Annotated in this window: 14 protein-coding genes; 12 read left to right on the top strand and 2 right to left on the bottom strand. The window is 58.6% G+C overall.

Features of this window, described 5'->3' with window-relative positions; all coding sequences use genetic code 11:
* From sdhA to sucD, 7 genes are all read left to right on the top strand, one after another.
* Nucleotides 1-1,776, top strand: a complete 1,776-nt coding sequence (gene sdhA / locus A3714_RS04150) for a succinate dehydrogenase flavoprotein subunit (protein ID WP_062816186.1) — start codon at nt 1-3, stop codon at nt 1,774-1,776.
* A 12-nt stretch (nt 1,777-1,788) separates the two neighbouring features.
* The gene (locus tag A3714_RS04145) at nt 1,789-2,505 is read left to right on the top strand and encodes a succinate dehydrogenase iron-sulfur subunit (protein ID WP_063509462.1); all 717 of its coding nucleotides are present in this window, start codon (nt 1,789-1,791) and stop codon (nt 2,503-2,505) included.
* 384 nt (nt 2,506-2,889) lie between these two features.
* A complete protein-coding gene (locus A3714_RS04140) occupies nt 2,890-5,724 on the top strand; it encodes a 2-oxoglutarate dehydrogenase E1 component (protein WP_062816184.1) in 2,835 nt (944 codons plus the stop codon).
* Nucleotides 5,725-5,737: 13 nt separating this feature from the next.
* The gene (gene odhB / locus A3714_RS04135; RefSeq protein ID WP_063509463.1) at nt 5,738-6,997 is read left to right on the top strand and encodes a 2-oxoglutarate dehydrogenase complex dihydrolipoyllysine-residue succinyltransferase; all 1,260 of its coding nucleotides are present in this window, start codon (nt 5,738-5,740) and stop codon (nt 6,995-6,997) included.
* 93 nt (nt 6,998-7,090) lie between these two features.
* A complete protein-coding gene (lpdA, locus tag A3714_RS04130; protein WP_062816182.1) occupies nt 7,091-8,530 on the top strand; it encodes a dihydrolipoyl dehydrogenase in 1,440 nt (479 codons plus the stop codon).
* A 71-nt stretch (nt 8,531-8,601) separates the two neighbouring features.
* Nucleotides 8,602-9,771, top strand: a complete 1,170-nt coding sequence (gene sucC / locus A3714_RS04125; protein ID WP_062816181.1) for an ADP-forming succinate--CoA ligase subunit beta — start codon at nt 8,602-8,604, stop codon at nt 9,769-9,771.
* Nucleotides 9,768-10,643 carry a succinate--CoA ligase subunit alpha gene (sucD, locus tag A3714_RS04120; protein ID WP_062816180.1) on the top strand — a complete coding sequence of 292 codons (876 nt, stop codon included), beginning with the start codon at nt 9,768-9,770 and terminating at the stop codon, nt 10,641-10,643. The genes sucC and sucD overlap by 4 nt, the downstream gene beginning before the upstream one ends.
* Before the next feature lie 47 nt (nt 10,644-10,690).
* Here the strand turns inward: sucD and A3714_RS04115 are convergent, their stop codons facing one another.
* Complete coding sequence (locus A3714_RS04115; RefSeq protein WP_062816179.1) at nt 10,691-10,927, bottom strand: PA3496 family putative envelope integrity protein; 237 nt, start codon at nt 10,925-10,927, stop codon at nt 10,691-10,693.
* A 414-nt stretch (nt 10,928-11,341) separates the two neighbouring features.
* Here A3714_RS04115 and A3714_RS04110 point away from each other — a divergent pair, with 414 nt between their 5' ends.
* The 5 genes from A3714_RS04110 (at nt 11,342) to sixA (ending at nt 17,655) form a co-directional block, all read left to right on the top strand.
* On the top strand, nt 11,342-12,964 hold the full coding sequence (locus tag A3714_RS04110; protein ID WP_063509464.1) for a hypothetical protein: 1,623 nt from the start codon (nt 11,342-11,344) through the stop codon (nt 12,962-12,964).
* Complete coding sequence (locus A3714_RS04105; protein ID WP_062816177.1) at nt 12,961-13,863, top strand: TIGR01777 family oxidoreductase; 903 nt, start codon at nt 12,961-12,963, stop codon at nt 13,861-13,863. The genes A3714_RS04110 and A3714_RS04105 overlap by 4 nt, the downstream gene beginning before the upstream one ends.
* A 122-nt stretch (nt 13,864-13,985) precedes the next feature.
* Nucleotides 13,986-15,833, top strand: coding sequence for a molecular chaperone HtpG (gene htpG, locus A3714_RS04100; RefSeq protein WP_063509465.1), 1,848 nt, complete (start codon nt 13,986-13,988; stop codon nt 15,831-15,833).
* Between the two features lie 317 nt (nt 15,834-16,150).
* On the top strand, nt 16,151-17,182 hold the full coding sequence (locus A3714_RS04095; protein WP_062816175.1) for an NAD(P)H-dependent glycerol-3-phosphate dehydrogenase: 1,032 nt from the start codon (nt 16,151-16,153) through the stop codon (nt 17,180-17,182).
* Nucleotides 17,179-17,655, top strand: a complete 477-nt coding sequence (gene sixA / locus A3714_RS04090) for a phosphohistidine phosphatase SixA (protein WP_063509466.1) — start codon at nt 17,179-17,181, stop codon at nt 17,653-17,655. Before A3714_RS04095 ends, sixA begins: the two co-directional genes overlap by 4 nt.
* Before the next feature lie 305 nt (nt 17,656-17,960).
* Here sixA and A3714_RS04085 read toward each other — a convergent pair whose 3' ends face one another.
* A complete protein-coding gene (locus tag A3714_RS04085) occupies nt 17,961-19,175 on the bottom strand; it encodes a serine/threonine-protein kinase (RefSeq protein ID WP_063509467.1) in 1,215 nt (404 codons plus the stop codon).
* Between the last annotated feature and the right edge of the window lie 9 nt (nt 19,176-19,184).

Here is a 19,184-nt window from a genome sequence, read left to right as displayed (position 1 = left end):
ATGTCCATTCGCACTATTACGTTTGACGCTATCGTCGTAGGTGGTGGTGGTGCCGGTATGCGCGCCTCACTGCAGATGGCCCAGTCCGGTTTCAAGACCGCGCTGATTTCCAAAGTTTTCCCGACCCGTTCGCACACCGTTTCCGCCCAGGGCGGCATTACCTGTGCGATCGCGTCTGCCGATCCCAACGATGATTGGCGCTGGCACATGTACGATACCGTCAAGGGCTCCGACTACATCGGTGACCAGGACGCTATCGAATATATGTGTAATGTGGGCCCGGAAGCGGTATTCGAGCTGGACCACATGGGCCTGCCGTTCTCCCGTACCGAAGAAGGCCGTATTTACCAGCGTCCGTTCGGTGGCCAGTCCAAGAACTTCGGTGAGGGTGGTCAGGCTGCCCGTACCTGTGCGGCCGCTGACCGTACCGGCCACGCGCTGCTGCACACCCTGTACCAGCAAAACCTGAAAAACGGCACCCAGTTCTATAACGAGTGGTACGCCGCCGAGCTGGTCAAAGATGCTGACGGCAATGTCTGTGGCGTGATCGCCATCGACATCGAGTCCGGTGAGACCGTGTTCTTCAAGGCCAAGGCAACCGTCTTTGCCACCGGTGGCTCCGGCCGTATCTACGCCTCCACCACCAATGCCCTGATCAACACCGGCGACGGCGTTGGCATGGCCCTGCGTGCGGGTCTGCCGGTTCAGGACATTGAAATGTGGCAGTTCCATCCCACCGGCATTGCCGGTGCCGGTGTGCTGGTGACCGAGGGTTGCCGGGGCGAGGGTGGCTACCTGATCAACAAGGACGGCGAGCGCTTCATGGAGCGTTATGCGCCGAACGCCAAAGACCTGGCATCCCGTGACGTTGTGGCCCGCTCCATGATGATGGAAATCCTGGATGGGCGTGGTGCCGGCCCCAATGGCGATCACGTGTTCCTGAAGCTGGATCACCTGGGTGAGGAAGTGCTGCACAGCCGCCTGCCGGGCATCTGTGAACTGGCTATTACCTTTGCCCAGACCGACCCGGTGAAAGAGCCGATTCCGGTTGTTCCCACTTGTCACTACATGATGGGCGGCATTCCCACCAATGTTCACGGTCAGGCGATCAAGTTGTCCGGTGGCCATGAGGGCGAAGACCAGTTTGTTAACGGTCTCTTCGCGGTGGGCGAGGTAGCCTGCGTATCTGTACATGGTGCCAACCGTCTGGGTGGCAATTCGCTGCTGGACCTGGTGGTATTCGGTCGTGCGGCCGGTCTCTTTATCGAAGACCAGCTGCGTCAGGGTATGACCCAGTATGAGCCTTCCGATTCTGATATCGAACAGGCTCTGTCCCGTGTGCGTCGCTGGGATGAGTCCAGCGGTGGAGAATCTGTTTCTGCCCTGCGCAAAGAGCTGCAGAGCGTGATGCAGAATCACTTCGGGGTGTTCCGTAAGGGTGACCTGATGGCGGAAGGTGTGGCCAAACTGGCGGATCTGCGTGAGCGGATTTCCAAGGCGCATCTGGATGACAAGAGCAAGCCGTTCAACACCGCGCGTATCGAAGCGCTGGAGCTGGACAATCTGCTTGAGGTGGCGGAAGCCACTGCTATCGCCGCAGAAGGCCGTACCGAAAGCCGTGGCGCGCATTCCCGCTACGACTACCCGGATCGTGATGATGAGAACTGGCTGTGCCATTCCATCTTCGACCCCACTGCCAAGAAGCTGGGTAAGCGCGAGGTGAATTTCAAGCCGAAGACCGTTGACACCTTCCAGCCCAAGGCGCGGACCTACTAAGGGGAGCTAACGATGAAAGTCAGTATCTATCGCTACAATCCGGAAACGGACCGCGAGCCGACCATGAAGGAGTATGAGGTCGATACCCAGGGTAAAGACCTCATGGTGCTGGATATCCTGGCTCTGGTGAAAGAGCAGGACGAATCCATGTCCTACCGTCGCTCCTGCCGTGAAGGCGTGTGTGGTTCCGATGGTATGAACATGAACGGCAAGAACGGCCTGGCCTGTATTACGCCGCTGTCCCAGGTGGCACCGGGTGTCCTGGAAGGCAAGAAGCCGCTGATCCTGCGTCCCTTGCCCGGCCTGCCGGTGATCCGTGATCTGGTCGTAGACATGGGCATGTTCTACAACCAGTACGAAAAGGTGCAGCCGTTCCTGCAGAACAGCACCCCGGCGCCGGCCATTGAGCGCCTGCAGACTCCGGAAGATCGTGCCAAGCTGGATGGTCTGTATGAGTGCATCCTGTGCGCCTGCTGCTCTACCAGCTGTCCGAGCTTCTGGTGGAACCCGGACAAGTTCCTGGGTCCGGCGGCCCTGTTGCAGAGCTACCGCTTCCTGGCGGACAGCCGCGATACGGCCACTGAAGAGCGATTGAGCAAACTGGACGACCCGTTCAGCCTGTTCCGTTGCCATGGCATCATGAACTGTGTCAGCGTGTGTCCGAAAGGGCTCAACCCGACCCGGGCCATTGGCCATATCCGTTCCATGCTACTGGAACGGGGCATCTGACCCGAACGAAGGAGGCGGCCATGTGGCCGCCTTTTTTGTTTCTGGTGTTGAGCAATACCGCTGTCTATTCGACGTTTCGCCAATGCAGTGACAGGCATAAAAAGTGTTACCTTATTTTATCAAGACGGCGTCTAACAAAAGCGAAATAAAAGGGCTACACTAGACGTCGGTTCGAGGTAATCCCTCGTCGAGACGTGGCATAACACTCACTCTCACCAACCCGGTGAAGATGGGTGGTTTTGTTGCATCTCATGGGTGGGGCAGGGCTTAAAAGGCGCTGTCCCGGACAATACAAAGCGTACGGGAACAGGGTCGCCCCCCTGTGGTCGCAGTGACACCAGTTACCACAGAGTGTGACACCTCCCGCTGAAGGAACGAGCTGACATGCAAGACAGTTCCATGCAGCGCCAATGGCAGTCCTCCCACATTGGAGGAGCCAACGCCGCCTATGTCGACGAACTGTACGAATCCTATCTGACTGACCCCAATTCTGTGCCGGAAGACTGGCGCGTCTACTTCGAAAAACTCCCCAGTGTTGATGCCGCCGTCGAGTCCGACGTGCCCCATGCGGCTGTTCGCGAATATTTCCTGCTACAAGCCAAGAATCGCTCCCGTGTGCAAAAGTTTGGCGCCAGTGCTGTCAGCACTGAGCACGAGCGGCGCCAGGTGCGTGTGCTGCACCTGATTGCGGCGTACCGCAACCGGGGCCATCAGGTGGCCAAGCTGGATCCGCTGGGGATTATGGAGCGTGAAGCGGTACCGGATCTGGAGTTGTCACACCACGGGTTAAGTCCCGCGGACCTGGATACCGTATTCCAGACCGGTAACCTGTTTATCGGCAAACCGGAAGCCACCCTCCGTGAAATTGTTGACTGCTTGCAAGGCACCTATTGTTCCAGTGTCGGTGCTGAATATATGCATATCGTCAACACCGCGGAAAAACGCTGGTTGCAACAGCGTATGGAAGGGGTGCGCAGCCATCCGGAATACGGCGAAGACGTCAAAAAGCATATCCTCGAACGTCTCTCCGCCGCGGAAGGCCTGGAAAAATACCTGGGCAGCAAGTACCCCGGCACCAAACGTTTTGGGCTTGAAGGCGGTGAATCGCTGATTCCGCTGATGGATGAAATCATCCAGCGGGTCGGCAGCTACGGTGCCAAGGAACTGGTCATCGGTATGGCCCACCGGGGCCGCCTGAACGTGCTGGTCAACACCCTGGGCAAGAGCCCCAAGGATCTGTTCGAGGAATTTGACGGCAAGAGCTTTATTGAAACCGGTTCCGGTGATGTGAAGTATCACCAGGGTTTTTCCTCCAACGTGCAGACTTCCGGTGGCGAAGTGCACCTGGCCATGGCCTTCAACCCGTCTCACCTGGAAATCGTGTCTCCGGTGGTGGAGGGCTCGGTACGGGCCCGTCAGGACCGCCGTGAGGATTTTGAAGGCGAGCAGGTGGTGCCGATCTTGCTGCATGGTGACGCGGCTTTCGCCGGCCAGGGTGTGGTCATGGAAACCTTCCAGATGTCACAGACCCGCGGCTTCAAGACCGGTGGGACCCTGCATGTGATCATCAACAATCAGGTCGGTTTCACCACCAGCCGACGTGAGGATGCCCGTTCCACCGAATACTGCACCGACGTGGCGAAGATGGTCCAGGCGCCGATCTTCCACGTCAATGCGGACGACCCGGAAGCCGTGTACTTCGTTACCCAGCTGGCCGTGGACTACCGCATGCAGTTCAAGAAGGATGTGGTTATCGACCTGATCTGTTATCGCCGGCTTGGTCATAACGAGGCGGATGAGCCGTCTTCCACCCAGCCGTTGATGTACAAGAAGATCAAGTCTCACCCGACCACCCGTACCCTGTACGCGGAACGCCTGGTCAGGGAAGGCGTAGTCAGTGAACAGGCTGCGCAGAAAACGGCTGACGATTATCGCAACATGCTGGACGCGGGCGACCATGTGGTGAAATCGCTGGTACGCGAGCCAAACAAGTCACTGTTTGTGGACTGGTCACCCTATATCGGTCATCAGGTGGAAGATGACTGGGATACCAGCTATCCGCTGAAAAAACTGCAGGATCTGGCTACCCGTCTGGAAACGCCGCCGGAAGGCTTTGTGGTTCAGCGTCAGGTAAAGAAGATCCTTGAAGACCGACGCAAGATGACGGCCGGGGCCTTGCCGCTGAACTGGGGCTATGGGGAAACCCTGGCCTATGCCACCTTGATTGATCAGGGCTTTAATGTCCGTATCACCGGCCAGGATTCCGGCCGCGGGACCTTCTCCCACCGTCATGCGGTTCTGCATAACCAGAAAGACGGTGAGCAGTATGTGCCGCTGCAGCATCTCTATGACGAGCAGCCGCGCTTCGACATTTATGATTCCTTGTTGTCGGAAGAAGCGGTGCTGGGTTACGAGTACGGCTATTCCACCACCACCCCCAAGACCCTGGTGATCTGGGAGGCGCAATTCGGCGATTTCGCCAATGGAGCTCAGGTGGTGATCGACCAGTTCATCTCCTCCGGGGAAGCAAAGTGGGGCCGCCTGTGTGGTCTCACCATGCTGTTGCCCCATGGCTACGAAGGGCAGGGGCCGGAGCATTCCTCCGCTCGACTGGAACGTTTCCTGCAGCTGTGCGCAGAGCACAACATGCAGGTCTGCGTGCCCAGCACCCCGGCCCAGATTTACCACCTGCTTCGCCGTCAGGCAGTCCGCCCGTTGCGCAAGCCGCTGGTGATCATGAGCCCGAAGAGTTTGCTGCGGCACAAGAAAGCCATCTCCACACTGGAAGAGCTGGCCGACGGTATTTTCCGTACCGTGCTGGATGATCCTGCGGAGCTGGATCGTGACAAGGTGAAACGGGTAGTGATGTGCTCTGGCAAGGTGTACTACGACCTGCTGGAGAAGCGGGACAGTGATGATTTGAACGACACTGCGCTGATTCGTGTCGAGCAGCTTTACCCGTTCCCGGAACAGCGTCTTCAGCAAGTGCTGGAGGGATACCCCAATCTGGAAACCCTGGTGTGGTGTCAGGAAGAACCCATGAACCAGGGCGCCTGGTATTGCTCGCAACACCATATGTATCGGGTGGCCCGTGAGGTCGGAGACCTGCGGGTGCATTACGCAGGCCGGGATATGGCTGCCGCGCCGGCGGCCGGGTCCATGGCCCTTCATGTGGAACAACAGCAGCGTCTGGTCCAGGACGCCTTCGAGATCAAGTAAATAAGGATTAGGCATGGCGACTGATATCAAAGCACCGCAGTTTCCCGAATCAGTAGCGGACGGCACCGTAGCCACCTGGCACAAGCAGGAAGGTGAAGCGGTCAAGCGTGATGAGCTGCTGGTGGATATTGAAACCGACAAGGTGGTGCTGGAAGTAGTGGCACCGGCTGACGGTGTAGTCAGCAAGATTCTCGCCGGTGAAGGCGACACGGTTGAGAGCCAGCAGGTGCTGGGTCATTTCGAAGAGGGCGCCAGCGGTGGTGCTTCCCCGTCCGGTGACAAGGCCGATTCGGCACCGGCGGAAGAAGAGAAAGAGGAACCGGCAGAAGCACCGGCGAAAGCCAGTGAGTCTGCCAGTGATGATGACAGCGCGTCGGACCAGGCGGGTCCGGCTGCCCGCAAGTTGATGACCGAGCACGGCGTGGCCGCGGAACAGGTAACGGGTACTGGCAAGGGTGGCCGTATTACCAAGGCGGATGTGGAAAAAACCATCAGCGCCAAGGAAGAGAAGCGGGCCAGCCAGCCGGCTCCGCAGCAGCCCGCTACCGTGGATGTGCCGGCAACGCCGGGCGAGCGCGAAGAGCGTCGGGTACCGATGACCCGCCTGCGCAAGCGTATCGCCGAGCGTCTGGTGTCTGCCCAGCAGAACTCCGCCATGTTGACCACCTTCAACGAGGTCAACATGAAGCCGATCATGGATATGCGCAAGCATTACCAGCCGGAATTCGAAAAGGCCCACAACGTGCGTCTGGGCTTCATGGGCTTCTTTACCCGTGCCTGTGTGGAAGCGCTGAAGCGTTTCCCGGCGGTGAATGCCTCTATCGACGGTGAGGATATCGTGTACCACGGTTACTACGACGTGGGTGTGGCGGTGTCCACCGAGCGCGGGCTGGTGGTGCCGGTGATTCGCGATGCGGACCAGCGTGGTCTGGCAGAAGTGGAATCACAGATCATCGAGTTCGGTCAGAAGGCCCAGAAGGGCAAGCTCTCCATTGAGGAAATGACCGGTGGCACCTTCACCATTTCCAATGGCGGGGTGTTCGGGTCACTGATTTCCACGCCCATTCTCAACCCGCCGCAGACCGCCATCCTCGGTATGCACAAAATCCAGGAACGTCCCATGGCCGTGGACGGCAAGGTGGAAATTCTGCCGATGATGTACCTGGCGCTGTCCTACGATCACCGCTTGATTGATGGCAAGGAAGCGGTGCAGTTCCTGGTGGCAGTGAAAAACTTTATCGAAGATCCGGCGCGTTTGCTGCTGGATATCTGAATGTATGCCTGCACGCATCACGTCGGCACGCAACCACGCTAAGGGCGTGCCAGCGTGTTGCGTGAAGCGTGCCAGCGATTGAAGGAATAGATCATGGCTGACAAGTACGACGTCATTGTCATCGGTGGTGGGCCCGGCGGTTATGTGGCTGCCATTCGTTGTGCGCAACTGGGTTTCAACACGGCCTGCATTGAAAAACGGATCAACAAACAGGATGAGCCGGCACTGGGCGGTACCTGCCTGAACGTGGGCTGCATTCCCTCCAAGGCGTTGCTGGATTCTTCCTGGAAGTATCACGAAGCGCAGAGCTCTCTGGCTGACCATGGCATCAAACTGGGTGATGTGAGCCTGGATCTGGATGCCATGCACAAGCGCAAGGACACCATCGTCCGCAACCTGACCGGTGGTATCGCCCAGCTTTTCAAGGCCAACAAGGTGACCTGGCTGCAAGGCTCCGGCCAGCTGAAAAGTGGCAAGCAGGTGGAGTTTACGCCGTTGGAAGGGGATGCCCAGACCTTGCAGGCCGAGAACATCATTCTCGCCGCAGGTTCTGTGCCGGTGGAAATTCCGCCCACTCCGATCGACCAGAAGCTGATCGTCGACTCGACCGGCGCGCTGGATCTGCCCGAAGTGCCCAAACGTCTTGGCGTGATCGGTGCAGGCGTGATCGGGCTGGAGCTGGGCAGTGTCTGGGCCCGGCTCGGCAGTGAAGTGGTGGTCCTGGAAGCGGTGGATACCTTCCTGCCCACGGTGGATCAACAGATCGCCAAGGATGCCCGGAAACAGTTCAGTAAACAGGGGCTGGATATCCGCCTTGGCGCCCGGGTCACCGGCTCCGAGGTGAAAAAGAACCAGGTCGTGGTCAACTTTACCGATAAAGACGGGGACCAGCAGGAAACCTTCGATCGGTTGATTGTCGCGGTGGGCCGTCGCCCCTACACCGAGGGCCTGCTCAGCCAGGATGCCGGTGTCAGCCTGGACGAGCGTAATTTCGTCTATGTGGACAGCCAGTGCCGCACGGATGTTCCCGGTGTCTACGCCATCGGTGATCTGGTCCGCGGTCCGGCGCTGGCTCACAAGGCCATCGAAGAAGGCGTGATGGTGGCCGAGGTGATTGCCGGTGAGCACACTCAGGTCAACTACGATGCTGTCCCGGGGGTGATCTATACCCATCCGGAAGTGGCCTGGGTGGGCAAGACCGAAGAAGAAGTGAAGGAATCCGGGGAAGCTTACAAGACCGGTGCGGTGCCATTTGCGGCCAATGGTCGCGCCATGGCGGCTGGTGAGACCGGGGGCATGGTGAAGTTTGTGGCGGATGAAAAGACCGACCGCATTCTCGGCATGCATGTGGTCGGTCCTCAGGCGTCCGAGTTGATCCAGCAAGGCGTGGTGGCGATGGAATTCGGCGCCACCATCGAAGATTTGCAACTGATGGTGTTCGGTCATCCGAGCCTGTCGGAAACCGTTCATGAAGCCGCCCTGGCCGTGGATTACAAGGCAATCCACGTGGCGCAGCGTCGGCGCAAGAAATAACGCCGCAGAACGGTCGCGAAGTGACGGCGTCCAGATGGGCGCCACTCATTCATTGATATGGAAGTATTGGCATGAATCTCCATGAATATCAGTCAAAGCAGCTTTTTGCTGATTATGGTCTGCCAGTTTCTACCGGTTTCGCCTGCGATACTCCTGAAGAGGTCGCAGCCAAAACCAGAGAAATTGGTGGTGACAAGTGGGTGGTAAAAGCCCAGGTGCACGCGGGTGGCCGGGGCAAGGCCGGGGGCGTGAAGCTGGTCAACAGCCCGGAAGAAGCGGCGGAGTTTGCCAAGCAATGGCTGGGCAAAAACCTGGTCACGTTCCAGACCGATGAACACGGTCAGCCGGTGTCCAAGATTCTGGTGGAAACCTGCACTGATATCGCCAAGGAACTCTATCTGAGCGCGGTGTTTGACCGTGCCTCCCGACGAGTCGTGTTCATGGCCTCCACAGAAGGTGGCGTGGATATCGAAACCGTTGCGGAAGAGACCCCGGAAAAGATCCTCAAGGCAGAGGTGGATCCGCTAGTGGGTGCACAGCCCTACCAGGCCCGAGAGATCGCTTTCAAACTTGGCCTTGAGGGCAAGCAGGTCGGCCAGTTCGCCAAAATCTTTGTGGGCCTGGCCAAGCTGTTTGAAGACAAGGATCTGGCATTGATCGAGGTGAACCCCCTGGTGATCACGGACCAGGGCGATCTGCATTGCCTGGATGCCAAGATCAACGTGGATGGCTCAGCACTGTACCGCCACCCGGACATCAAGGCCCTGGAAGACCCCAGCCAGGAAGATGAGCGTGAGCGCCGTGCTGCAGAGTGGGATCTCAACTACGTGGCCCTGGACGGCAACATCGGCTGCATGGTCAACGGTGCCGGCCTGGCCATGGGCACCATGGATCTGGTCAAGCTCAAAGGCGGTGCGCCGGCCAACTTCCTGGATGTGGGCGGTGGCGCCACCAAGGAGCGGGTCACCGAAGCCTTCAAGATCATCCTCTCCGATGATCAGGTAAAAGGCGTTCTGGTTAACATCTTCGGTGGTATCGTTCGCTGCGATCTGATCGCCGAGGGCATTATCGGAGCCGTGGAGGAAGTGGGTGTGACCGTACCCGTGGTGGTTCGCCTGGAAGGTAACAATGCGGAGCTGGGCTCCCAGAAGCTGGCAGAAAGTGGCATGAACATCATCGCCGCGCAAAGTTTTGACGATGCTGCCGAGCAGGTAGTGAAAGCAGTGGGAGGTGCCGCATGAGCGTACTGATCGACAAGAACACCAAAGTCATCTGCCAGGGGTTTACCGGCAGCCAGGGCACCTTTCATTCCGAGCAGGCCATCGAATACGGCACCAAGATGGTTGGCGGTGTGACTCCGGGCAAGGGCGGCCAGACTCACCTGGGCTTGCCGGTGTTCAACACCGTGGCTGAAGCGGTTGCCGAAACCGGCGCCACTGCCAGTGTGATCTATGTGCCGGCACCGTTCTGCAAGGACTCCATTCTGGAAGCTGCCGATGCAGGGGTGGAGCTGATCGTCTGTATTACCGAGGGCATCCCGGCGCTGGATATGCTGTACGTGAAGGAATACATCACTCGCAAGGGCGGCGTACGCCTGATCGGCCCCAACTGCCCAGGTGTGATCACTCCCGGTGAGTGCAAGATCGGTATCATGCCCGGTCACATTCACCAGCCGGGCAAGGTGGGTATCGTATCCCGCTCTGGCACGCTGACCTATGAGGCGGTCAACCAGACCACCAAGCTGGGTTTTGGTCAGTCTACCTGCATCGGTATTGGCGGCGACCCGATTCCCGGTACCACCTTTATCGATGCCCTGGAACTGTTCCAGAACGATCCCCAGACCGAAGCCATTGTCATGGTCGGTGAGATCGGGGGCACTGCAGAAGATGAAGCGGCAGCCTATATCAAGGAGCACGTGACCAAGCCGGTAGTCAGCTACATTGCCGGGGTGACGGCGCCTCCGGGTAAGCGCATGGGGCATGCTGGTGCCATCATCGCTGGCGGCAAGGGGACTGCGGACGAGAAGTTTGCTGCTCTGGAAGCGGCCGGAGTGACAACTGTGCGGAACCCTGCGGAAATCGGCAAGGCTGTCAAAGAAGCGACGGGCTGGTAAATCGCCCTCCGCATCGACAAAAAGGCCGGCATTTGCCGGCCTTTTTGTTAGTGGAGTACGTCGTCGTCCAGATTAAAGAACTCGTATTCATTGAGTTCCTTTTTCAGGCGCCGCTCCTCCAGGCGATCTTCGATGCGATGGCGCATGTCCATGTTGAAAGCCCTGGAGCGCGCGCTGCGCTCTTCCTGCTCCTCATCGTCCATGTCGTCATCCAGAATATCGAAATCTTCGTTCATCAGCAGATCTTCCGAATCAAGGTCTTGCTCATTACGACGGTTACTCATGGTGGCCTCCTGTGTCTGACCTCCTCAAACAACCTGTTAATCGGCTAGTCAGGCCCGGAGTACCGGTTTCCTAACGTCCTCAGCGCCTATATATCTGCTGATTTTCTCCCTTACAAGTTTTTTTTTATTTCCGATGATGAGTGGTGGTGGCAGGCGCGCCCGACGGCGCCGGGGGCGTTGCCCCGGCCGCTGCAGACAATGCCGAATGTGATGGAGATCATACCTGGCTGCCGGATAGCAAAATCAGTCACTTAAGTGCTGGAATGCCCGGGCGCGGCTTTGTAAAGTGGAGCCAACGGGCCAACGGTATGTCTGTAACCGGCAGACTCTGGTCTGAAGGTTAGTGCGGCAAAAATGCTTCAAGAAGCCTGCTCAACGCTCCGTTGAGGAATCATCCGCTGAGAGAATAAGAAGATGGCAGAACTGCTGATCATTATTGGGGTAAGTGGCTTTATCATCAGCACCCTGGGACTGATGCACGAGGCCGCCAGTCGGGGGCATAGCGCCCTGTTTTTTCTGGTGCCACTGGCAAGCCTGGGGCAGGTACAGCAGCACTGGGAAGAGTACCGGTGGTGGGCGCTGGGCCGTGTTGCGTCGCTGCTGACGGCCGCGGTTGGCGTTGCCTTGTTCCTGGCAACCGGACAAACCCTGTTGGAGCCGTCTACCCGGCAGAATCTGGCGGGCCAGGCTGGCCAGGTGTTGCGGGGCGATAATATGGCGTCCAGTACTTCTTTCGTGACCTCCGAGAAAGCGGCGTTGCTGGTGGTGGAAGGGCAGGGCAAAGCCCTCTCGGGGCGCCTGCACGGTCAACGGTTTCGCTATGATCGTGTGGCATTGATTGATGGCGTGCTGACCGCCAGTCAGGGGGAAGGCTTTCTTCCCGAGTTGGAAGTGCGCATTCTGCTGGGCTGGAATCCGCAAGACATTACCGAGCGCCGTTCATTGTTGGTGAACCCGTCCGATGAAGAGGCGCCGGTAGTGCATCTTTCCTGGAAGCCAGATGGCCAGGATTACCCGGAAACCCGTATCTTTTCCGGGGGCTACCGTCTGGAACTGGCCCTGGCCCCGCTGGATACCGGCCAGCTTTCCGGGTCCATGGTCCTTGTCATGCCGGACAGTTTCAAAAGCTACCTGGTCGGCGACTTCACGGCGTATTCCAACCACCTTCGTTATCGTAATGGGGAGGTTGATCTGCACTTCGATCACGATGATACCCTGGCCCATGTGGCCGAAGAGTATCTGGTGACCCAGTTCCCGGAGGGGCTGCTGGAATCCGTCAAGGCTGAGCATGTACAGCTGAGGCGTGCCGAGGCCAGTGGTCAGGTAATGGCCCGGGTGGTGTTGACCAATGGTGCGGTGGAGCAGCGGCATGTCCGCCTGGAGAAAAGCGAGGTTGGCTGGGCAGTAGTGCCGGGCTCGATGGAAACACGGGTGATTACACCACCGTCAGAGGGTGGCGCCACGCTGGTCACCCCCACCTTCGAGAAAGCGGCACCAGAACAGCCAAAGGCGCAGCCGCCGGTGGAAAAGACCTTCCCGGAGCTGGTCGCTTATGTGGACAAGAAAGTGCTGCTGGAAACCCAAAGTGGTCGACAGCTTGATGGCGTACTACGACGGGTCAGCGGTAATCGTCTGTGGCTCGTCATGAATGTTGGCAGCGGCAATGTGGAGCGTAGTGTGTCAGACGAAGAGCTCAAATCCGTGACCTTGTCCAATGGACAGCGGATTGATCTGATCTCGGAGTCGGACACTGGCAGTGAGGTGGTCATTGCCCCTGACAGTGAGGCAGCGCCAGTACAGCCTGAGCAGTTGCAGCAGGAGCCGCAGCCGGAAGAGGCCATCTCCGCCAAGCTCAGGGAATTGCGTGCCCTGGTCGGCAAATCCGTGACTATTACTGCCGACGGCGTCGTGACACGGACAGGGATCCTGCAAGCGGTGAGCGAGGATCATTTGACCTTGAGTGTGGCGATGGGAGCAGGCAACATCGAATACTTCTATGACATGAACAGCATTCAAAAAGTTGAGGCGGTACGTTGAAGATACTGATAACCGGAGGCAGTGGTTTTATCGGCCAGCATTTGTGCCGGCGCCTGGCGGCCCATGGGCACGAACTGGTTGTGCTCAGCCGGCGCCCGCGCCGGGCAGCCAAGGTGCTGCCGGAGGAAACCCGTATCGTGTCGAGCCTGGACGACATTGCCGATGATGATGCCATTGACGGTATCATCAACCTGGCCGGGGAAAGCCTGTTTGCCGGTCGCTGGACGGAGCGTCGCAAAAAGGTGCTGTTCGATTCCCGTATCGGTGTCACCCAGCAGCTGGTCAGCCTGGTGTCCCGGTTGCAGCGCAAGCCGGCAGTCATGGTATCCGGCTCGGCGGTGGGTTTTTATGGTGATGCGGGCAATGCGGAACTGACCGAAGACAGCTCTGCCCGCAAGCGTGACTTCGGATACCTGCTTTGCGATGCCTGGGAGCAATCGGCGCGACCGGTTTCCCGGCAGGGTGTTCGGCTTTGTCTGGTGCGCACCGGCATTGTGCTGGGGCGTGATGGCGGCATGCTGGGCAAGCTGCTGCCGGTTTACCGCCTTGGCCTTGGCGCCATGCTCGGCGACGGTAGCCAATGGCTGAGCTGGATCCATATTGATGACATGGTCGCGATTCTGGTCCGGGCGGTAGAGACCCCGGGGATCGATGGCGTGTTCAACGCGACTGCGCCTGGCCCTGTCACCCAGCGCGAGTTTCATCGCTCGCTGGCCAGTGCCGTGAAGCGTCCTGCTTTTTTGCGCGTCCCGTCAATCGCCTTGCGTACCGGGTTGGGCGAGCAGTCAGACATCCTGCTGGGTGGGCAGCGGGTCTATCCCCGTCGTCTGGAGCAGCAGGGTTTCGTGTTCCGCTTTCCGGATTTGCAGTCGGCCCTGGCCCAGCAGATCAAACGCTGACCCTCCCAGGGCGCCTCTGAAAGACCGAGCTTGCAAGGCGTTACTCAGAGTCTCCCTGGCCCTTGAAAAAAGTCCGGCTGCCCCTATTACTCCCGGGTGATTAACGCCCATAGGAGTCAGCCGTGTCCGTAGAAAAACAAACCCATGGTTTTCAGGCAGAAGTCTCCCGCCTGTTGCACCTGATGATTCATTCCCTGTACAGCAACCGGGAAATTTTTCTTCGCGAACTGATCTCCAATGCCTCGGATGCTTGCGACAAATTGCGTTTCAAGGCATTGGATGAGCCGTCGCTGCTCGAGTCCGGGAGTGACCCTGCCATCAGCCTGCGGATAGACAAGGCGGCGGGCACCCTGACCATTGCCGATAACGGTATTGGCATGAACCAGGAGGAAGTGATCGAGAACCTGGGCACGATCGCCCGTTCCGGCACCGAAAAATTCCTGGCCTCACTCAGTGGTGATCAGAAGAAAGACGCCCAGCTCATCGGTCAGTTTGGTGTAGGCTTCTACTCCGCCTTCATTGTGGCCGATCGGGTAACCGTAGAAAGCCGTAAGGCCGGCACCGATGCGTCAGCGGGTGTGCGCTGGGAAAGCGATGGCCAGGGCGAGTTTACCGTAGAGACCATTGAGCGGGTCGAGCAGGGTACGGCGGTGATTCTGCATCTACGCAAGGATGCCCGTGAGTTTCTGGATGATTTCAAGGTTCGCCAGGTGGTTCACCAGTATTCGGATCATGTGGCATTTCCGATCACGCTTGTTACCCCGGGCGATGATGGGGAAGAGGAGAAAACCGAGACTCTCAATTCGGCCACGGCCCTGTGGCAGCGCCCTCGTCAGGAGATCAGTGATGAGGAGTACCAGAATTTCTACAAGCATATCAGCCATGATTTTCAGGATGCCCTGAGCTGGAGCCACAACAAGGTCGAGGGCAAGCTGGAATACACCAGTCTGCTTTATATCCCTGCCCGAGCGCCTTTTGATCTTTACCACCGCGATGCCAATCGTGGCCTTAAGCTCTATGTGCAACGCGTTTTCATCATGGATGATGCGGAGCAGTTCCTGCCGCAGTATCTGCGTTTTATCAAAGGGGTCATTGACGCACCAAACCTGCCTCTGAACGTGAGCCGGGAGTTGCTGCAGGACTATGGTCCGGTACAGAAAATCCGTGCCGCCCTGACCAAGCGAGTGCTGCAGATGCTCAAGAAACTGGGTAAGGACGAGGAAAAATACGCCACCTTCTGGTCCCAGTTTGGTCAGGTTATCAAGGAAGGCATTGGCGAAGACCGGGATAATCAGCAGGCGATCGCTGCGCTGTTGCGGTTTGCCAGTAGCAAACAGCCAGGCAAGGCGGCCACCTCACTGGATCAGTATCTTGAGAACAAACCCGCGGATCAGGACAAGATCTATTATCTGCTTGCCGACAGTCCATCCGCGGCGGAAAACAGTCCGCATCTGGAAGTGTTCCGCAAGAAGGGCATTGAGGTGTTGTTGCTCAGCGACCCGGTGGATGAGTGGATGGTCAGCTACCTGGACAGCTATCAGGACGTGAAGCTGGTCAATGCGGCCCGTGGCGAGCTGGATCTGGGGGATCAGGAGGAAAAAGCGGATAACGATAATCCGTTGATTGCCCGCCTGGGCTCCACCCTGGCTGAACGGGTAGAAGCGGTCCGCGCCACCTCACGCCTGGTGGATTCCCCCGCATGTCTGGTGTTGGCCGAAGATCAGTTGGGGCCGCAAATGCGCCGCATGCTGGAAGCTGCCGGTCAGCCGGTACCGGAAAACAAGCCGGTGCTGGAGGTGAATCTGGATCACGGTCTGTTGCAGGCGTTGGCAGGGATGGAAGAGGGCGAACGGTTTGACGATCTGGCCGCACTGCTGCTGGACCAGGCCATGCTGGCGGAAGGGCAGTTGCCCAAGGACCCGGCGGCCACCGCACGACGCCTGCAGGAGCTTCTTGTCAGAGCGTTGTGATAGCCCCCTGTAGGAGCGCTGACTATTCGCTTCGCTCACCCCTTCGGGGCTGCCTTGCAGGCGTTCCTTCGCTTCGCTTGGTGAGGCGCGAACCGAGCGTAGCGAGGACAGCGGTATCTTTGCCTTGTCCTTTCTATTGGCACATGTTGAGCTCTGACAGGCTTGATCGCCTGCGGCGATTTCCTCGCTGGCGCGAGGTTCGCGCCTCAAGAGGCGCTCCTACAGGTGGTTTCGATCCAGGCTTGATGAGGCTTCCGTTGTCTCTGCTTCGATGGGCGCTTATGATGCCTCAAAAGCTGCTATACAAGGCGTTCCGTATGGAGCAGGAAAGACATAACGCAACAATTCTCGGCGGTGGCAGCTTTGGCACCGCCATGGCTAGTATCCTGGCCGCCAACGGTCATCGAGTGAATATCTGGGTGCGAGACCCGGAAACCGCTGCCGCGATCAATATGGACCGCGAGAACAGCCGTTATCTGCCCGGCGCAGAACTGCCCGCCGGAGTGAACGCCACTGATAGCCTGGAAGAGGCCTTGCACCAGGCCTCTCTGGTGTTTGTGGCGATTCCCAGCAAGGCGTTCGTTGAGGTTTTGCGTCAAGCGAAAGAGTGGGTCCCCGCCGATACCCTGGCCATCAGTTGTACCAAAGGCATATATGCAGAAGGTTTTCTGCTGATGAGCGAAGTGCTGCAGCAGGAGTGGCCCCACGCCCGTATCGGTGCTCTCAGTGGTCCCAATCTGGCCAAGGAAATCGTGGAGCAGAAGTTCAGTGGTACCGTGGTGGCAAGCCCGGATGAGACGCTTTGCCAAGTGGTGCAGACAGCCCTCAGCTGCGATTACTTTCGGGTTTATGACAACCCGGATATCTACGGCGTGGAGCTTGGTGGCGCGTTAAAGAATATTTATGCGGTGGCGTCCGGCATGGCTGCTGCCATCGGCGTCGGTGAAAACAGCCGCAGCTTCATGATTACCCGCGCCCTGGCGGAAATGAGCCGTTTTGCTGTGGAGCTGGGTGCCAACCCGATGACGTTCCTGGGTCTTTCAGGGGTGGGGGATTTGATTGCCACCTGTAGCTCCTCCCTGTCCCGCAACTATCAGGTGGGGTTCCAGCTGGGGCAGGGCAAGACCCTGGAAGAGGCGATAGAAAGCCTTGGCCAGACCGCAGAGGGTATCAATACCATCAAACTGGTGGCGGACAAGGCCGCCGAGCTGGGGGTCTACATGCCGTTGGCCACGGCGCTCTACCAGATCGTCTACCATGGCCAGCCACTGGAACTGGTAATCCAGCAGCTGATGAGTGGGGAATACAAGCACGATGTGGAGTTCCAACTGGCGGGACCCGGGTTGTGAGGTTGTATCTCAGCCGACATGGCCAGGCTGTTTCCCAGGCCCCCACCGATGCTGAGCGGCCATTGACCGAAACCGGCAGGGCAGCCTTGCTGGCGCATTGGCAGCAGATGCGCAGCAGCGGCATTACCGTTTCAGCGCTGATTGCCAGTCCTTATGTGCGGGCCCAGCAGACGGCTGACTGTATCCAGCAGGTCTATGGTGATCTGCCACGAGTCACCTGTGAGCAGTTGGTTCCGGATGCCCGTCCCGGAGAGCTGTTCGATTGGCTGCTTGCGAATCCCCCCGCGGAGAATACCGCGCTGGTCAGTCATATGCCGTTAGTGGCGCAGCTGACGGCAAGCTGGACCGGTTCCGCAGAGCGTATTGGTTTCAATGTGGGAACGGTCGCCAGCCTGGATGTGGACGTGGCTGCCGCAGGGGGTGCCCGACTGTTGTGGCTGCGTAGCCCGGGAGAGGCGGTGGCTGGCCGCTGATCCGCCAAACGCTACCCCTGATAACACACTCTCTACCGTTCGCCGTAATCCGCTGGTCAGGCCCGTTGTGATTGTCCTAGTCTGACCCTGATGGCACCGGAACGCATGGCAGACTCCTGAAGGGTGTCATCGGAACCACCTAAGGGGGGGAATGCGATGTCTCCTTGCGTCGCATCAACTTAGGCAGATCCTAGAGCACCAACCCGTGTTGGTGCTTTTTTTATGTCCGCAGTATTTCCGTTATTCCCAGACCCGTCAGCGACGAAGCTTACAGCGCCTTGTGCGGCAAGGATTCATGAGGTGTGCTAACCCGATTCGGATTCCGGCTCCCAGGCCAGCCTCTCGATGGGTTGGCCATCGGCAGCCACCAGGTTTAGCTGCATTGGCAGTCGCCCCAGGAACGCCAGATCATCGGACTGGCGAAGTTCCTTGAGATACTGTTTTACCCGGCCGCTGATCCAGGGGTGCAGGGTCGCTTTGATCGTGACGCTCTTGCAGCGCGAGCCTCTTTGTTGATGCCAGTCCTGAAGGGCGGAGCGTAGCACCGGGAAATGAGACTGAAATTGCTCGAAGTCGTCAGCCACCAGATAGATGTCGTACTGGTAGAGATTGCCTCTCCAGCTCATTCCCGCCTTGGTTTCCTTGAGTCGTAGCCGAGGCGCCAGGGCACCGTTGATGCCCGTTTCCTGTGGCCGGTAGCGGGCCCGTTCCCGGGTGTAATGTTCCGGTGACTCCAGATTATCGAGCAGCTCGGTAATGGCGGTGCCACTTTGTGGTCGGTCCGCGGGCGACTTGGCCAGTAACTGGCGGAGTAACGGCTGATAGTGGCGGAGTTTGACCGGTAGCAGGGGAATGGGCTCGCGCTGATGGGCCTGGGCCATGGCGCTGGCATCATCCCCCGTGTAGGGCGGCTTGCCAGTGAGCATCTCGTAGAATACGCAGCCCAGAGAGTAAAGATCGGATTGTGGTGTCAAAGGCTGGCGGCGATGCTGCTCCGGGCTCATGTATTTGGGCGTGCCCATGACGCTGGTGCTGCCGGTGACGGAGGTATCACGAAGGATGTTTGCGGCGATACCGAAATCCATCAGCAGGGCAGAGCCGTCGGCCCGGAACATCACATTGTCCGGCTTCACATCCCGGTGAATAAAACCGTGCTGGCCGGCATAGTCCAGTGCGCCGGCCAACTGACGGAGAACCGTCTCAGCCTGCCGGGGTTCCATCCCGTCCCGGATGCGCTGTTTCAGGCTGCCTCCGGTGACGTACTCCATGCTCAGATAATAATAGCCCTCGTGTTCGCCCACATCGTAAACCGGCACGATATGCGGGTGATTAAGGCTGGCAACGGTGCGGGCTTCCTGCATGAAGCGCTCGGCAAAACTCGGCTCCAGGGCAAGGGAGGGGGAGAGAATCTTGATGGCAACCTGGCGTTCGAAGGAATGCTGTGTTGCCAGAAACACATGGGCCATTCCGCCCTTGCCAAGGCGCTCGGTAATGCGGTATCCGGGAAGTCTGATGGCCATGCTGTTTTT

The sequence above is a fragment of the Alcanivorax sp. HI0007 genome, assembly GCF_001635525.1.
Taxonomy (GTDB): domain Bacteria; phylum Pseudomonadota; class Gammaproteobacteria; order Pseudomonadales; family Alcanivoracaceae; genus Alcanivorax.
The sequence above is the reverse complement of the archived record's forward strand: the minus strand, read 5'-3'. Positions and strand labels throughout refer to the sequence as shown.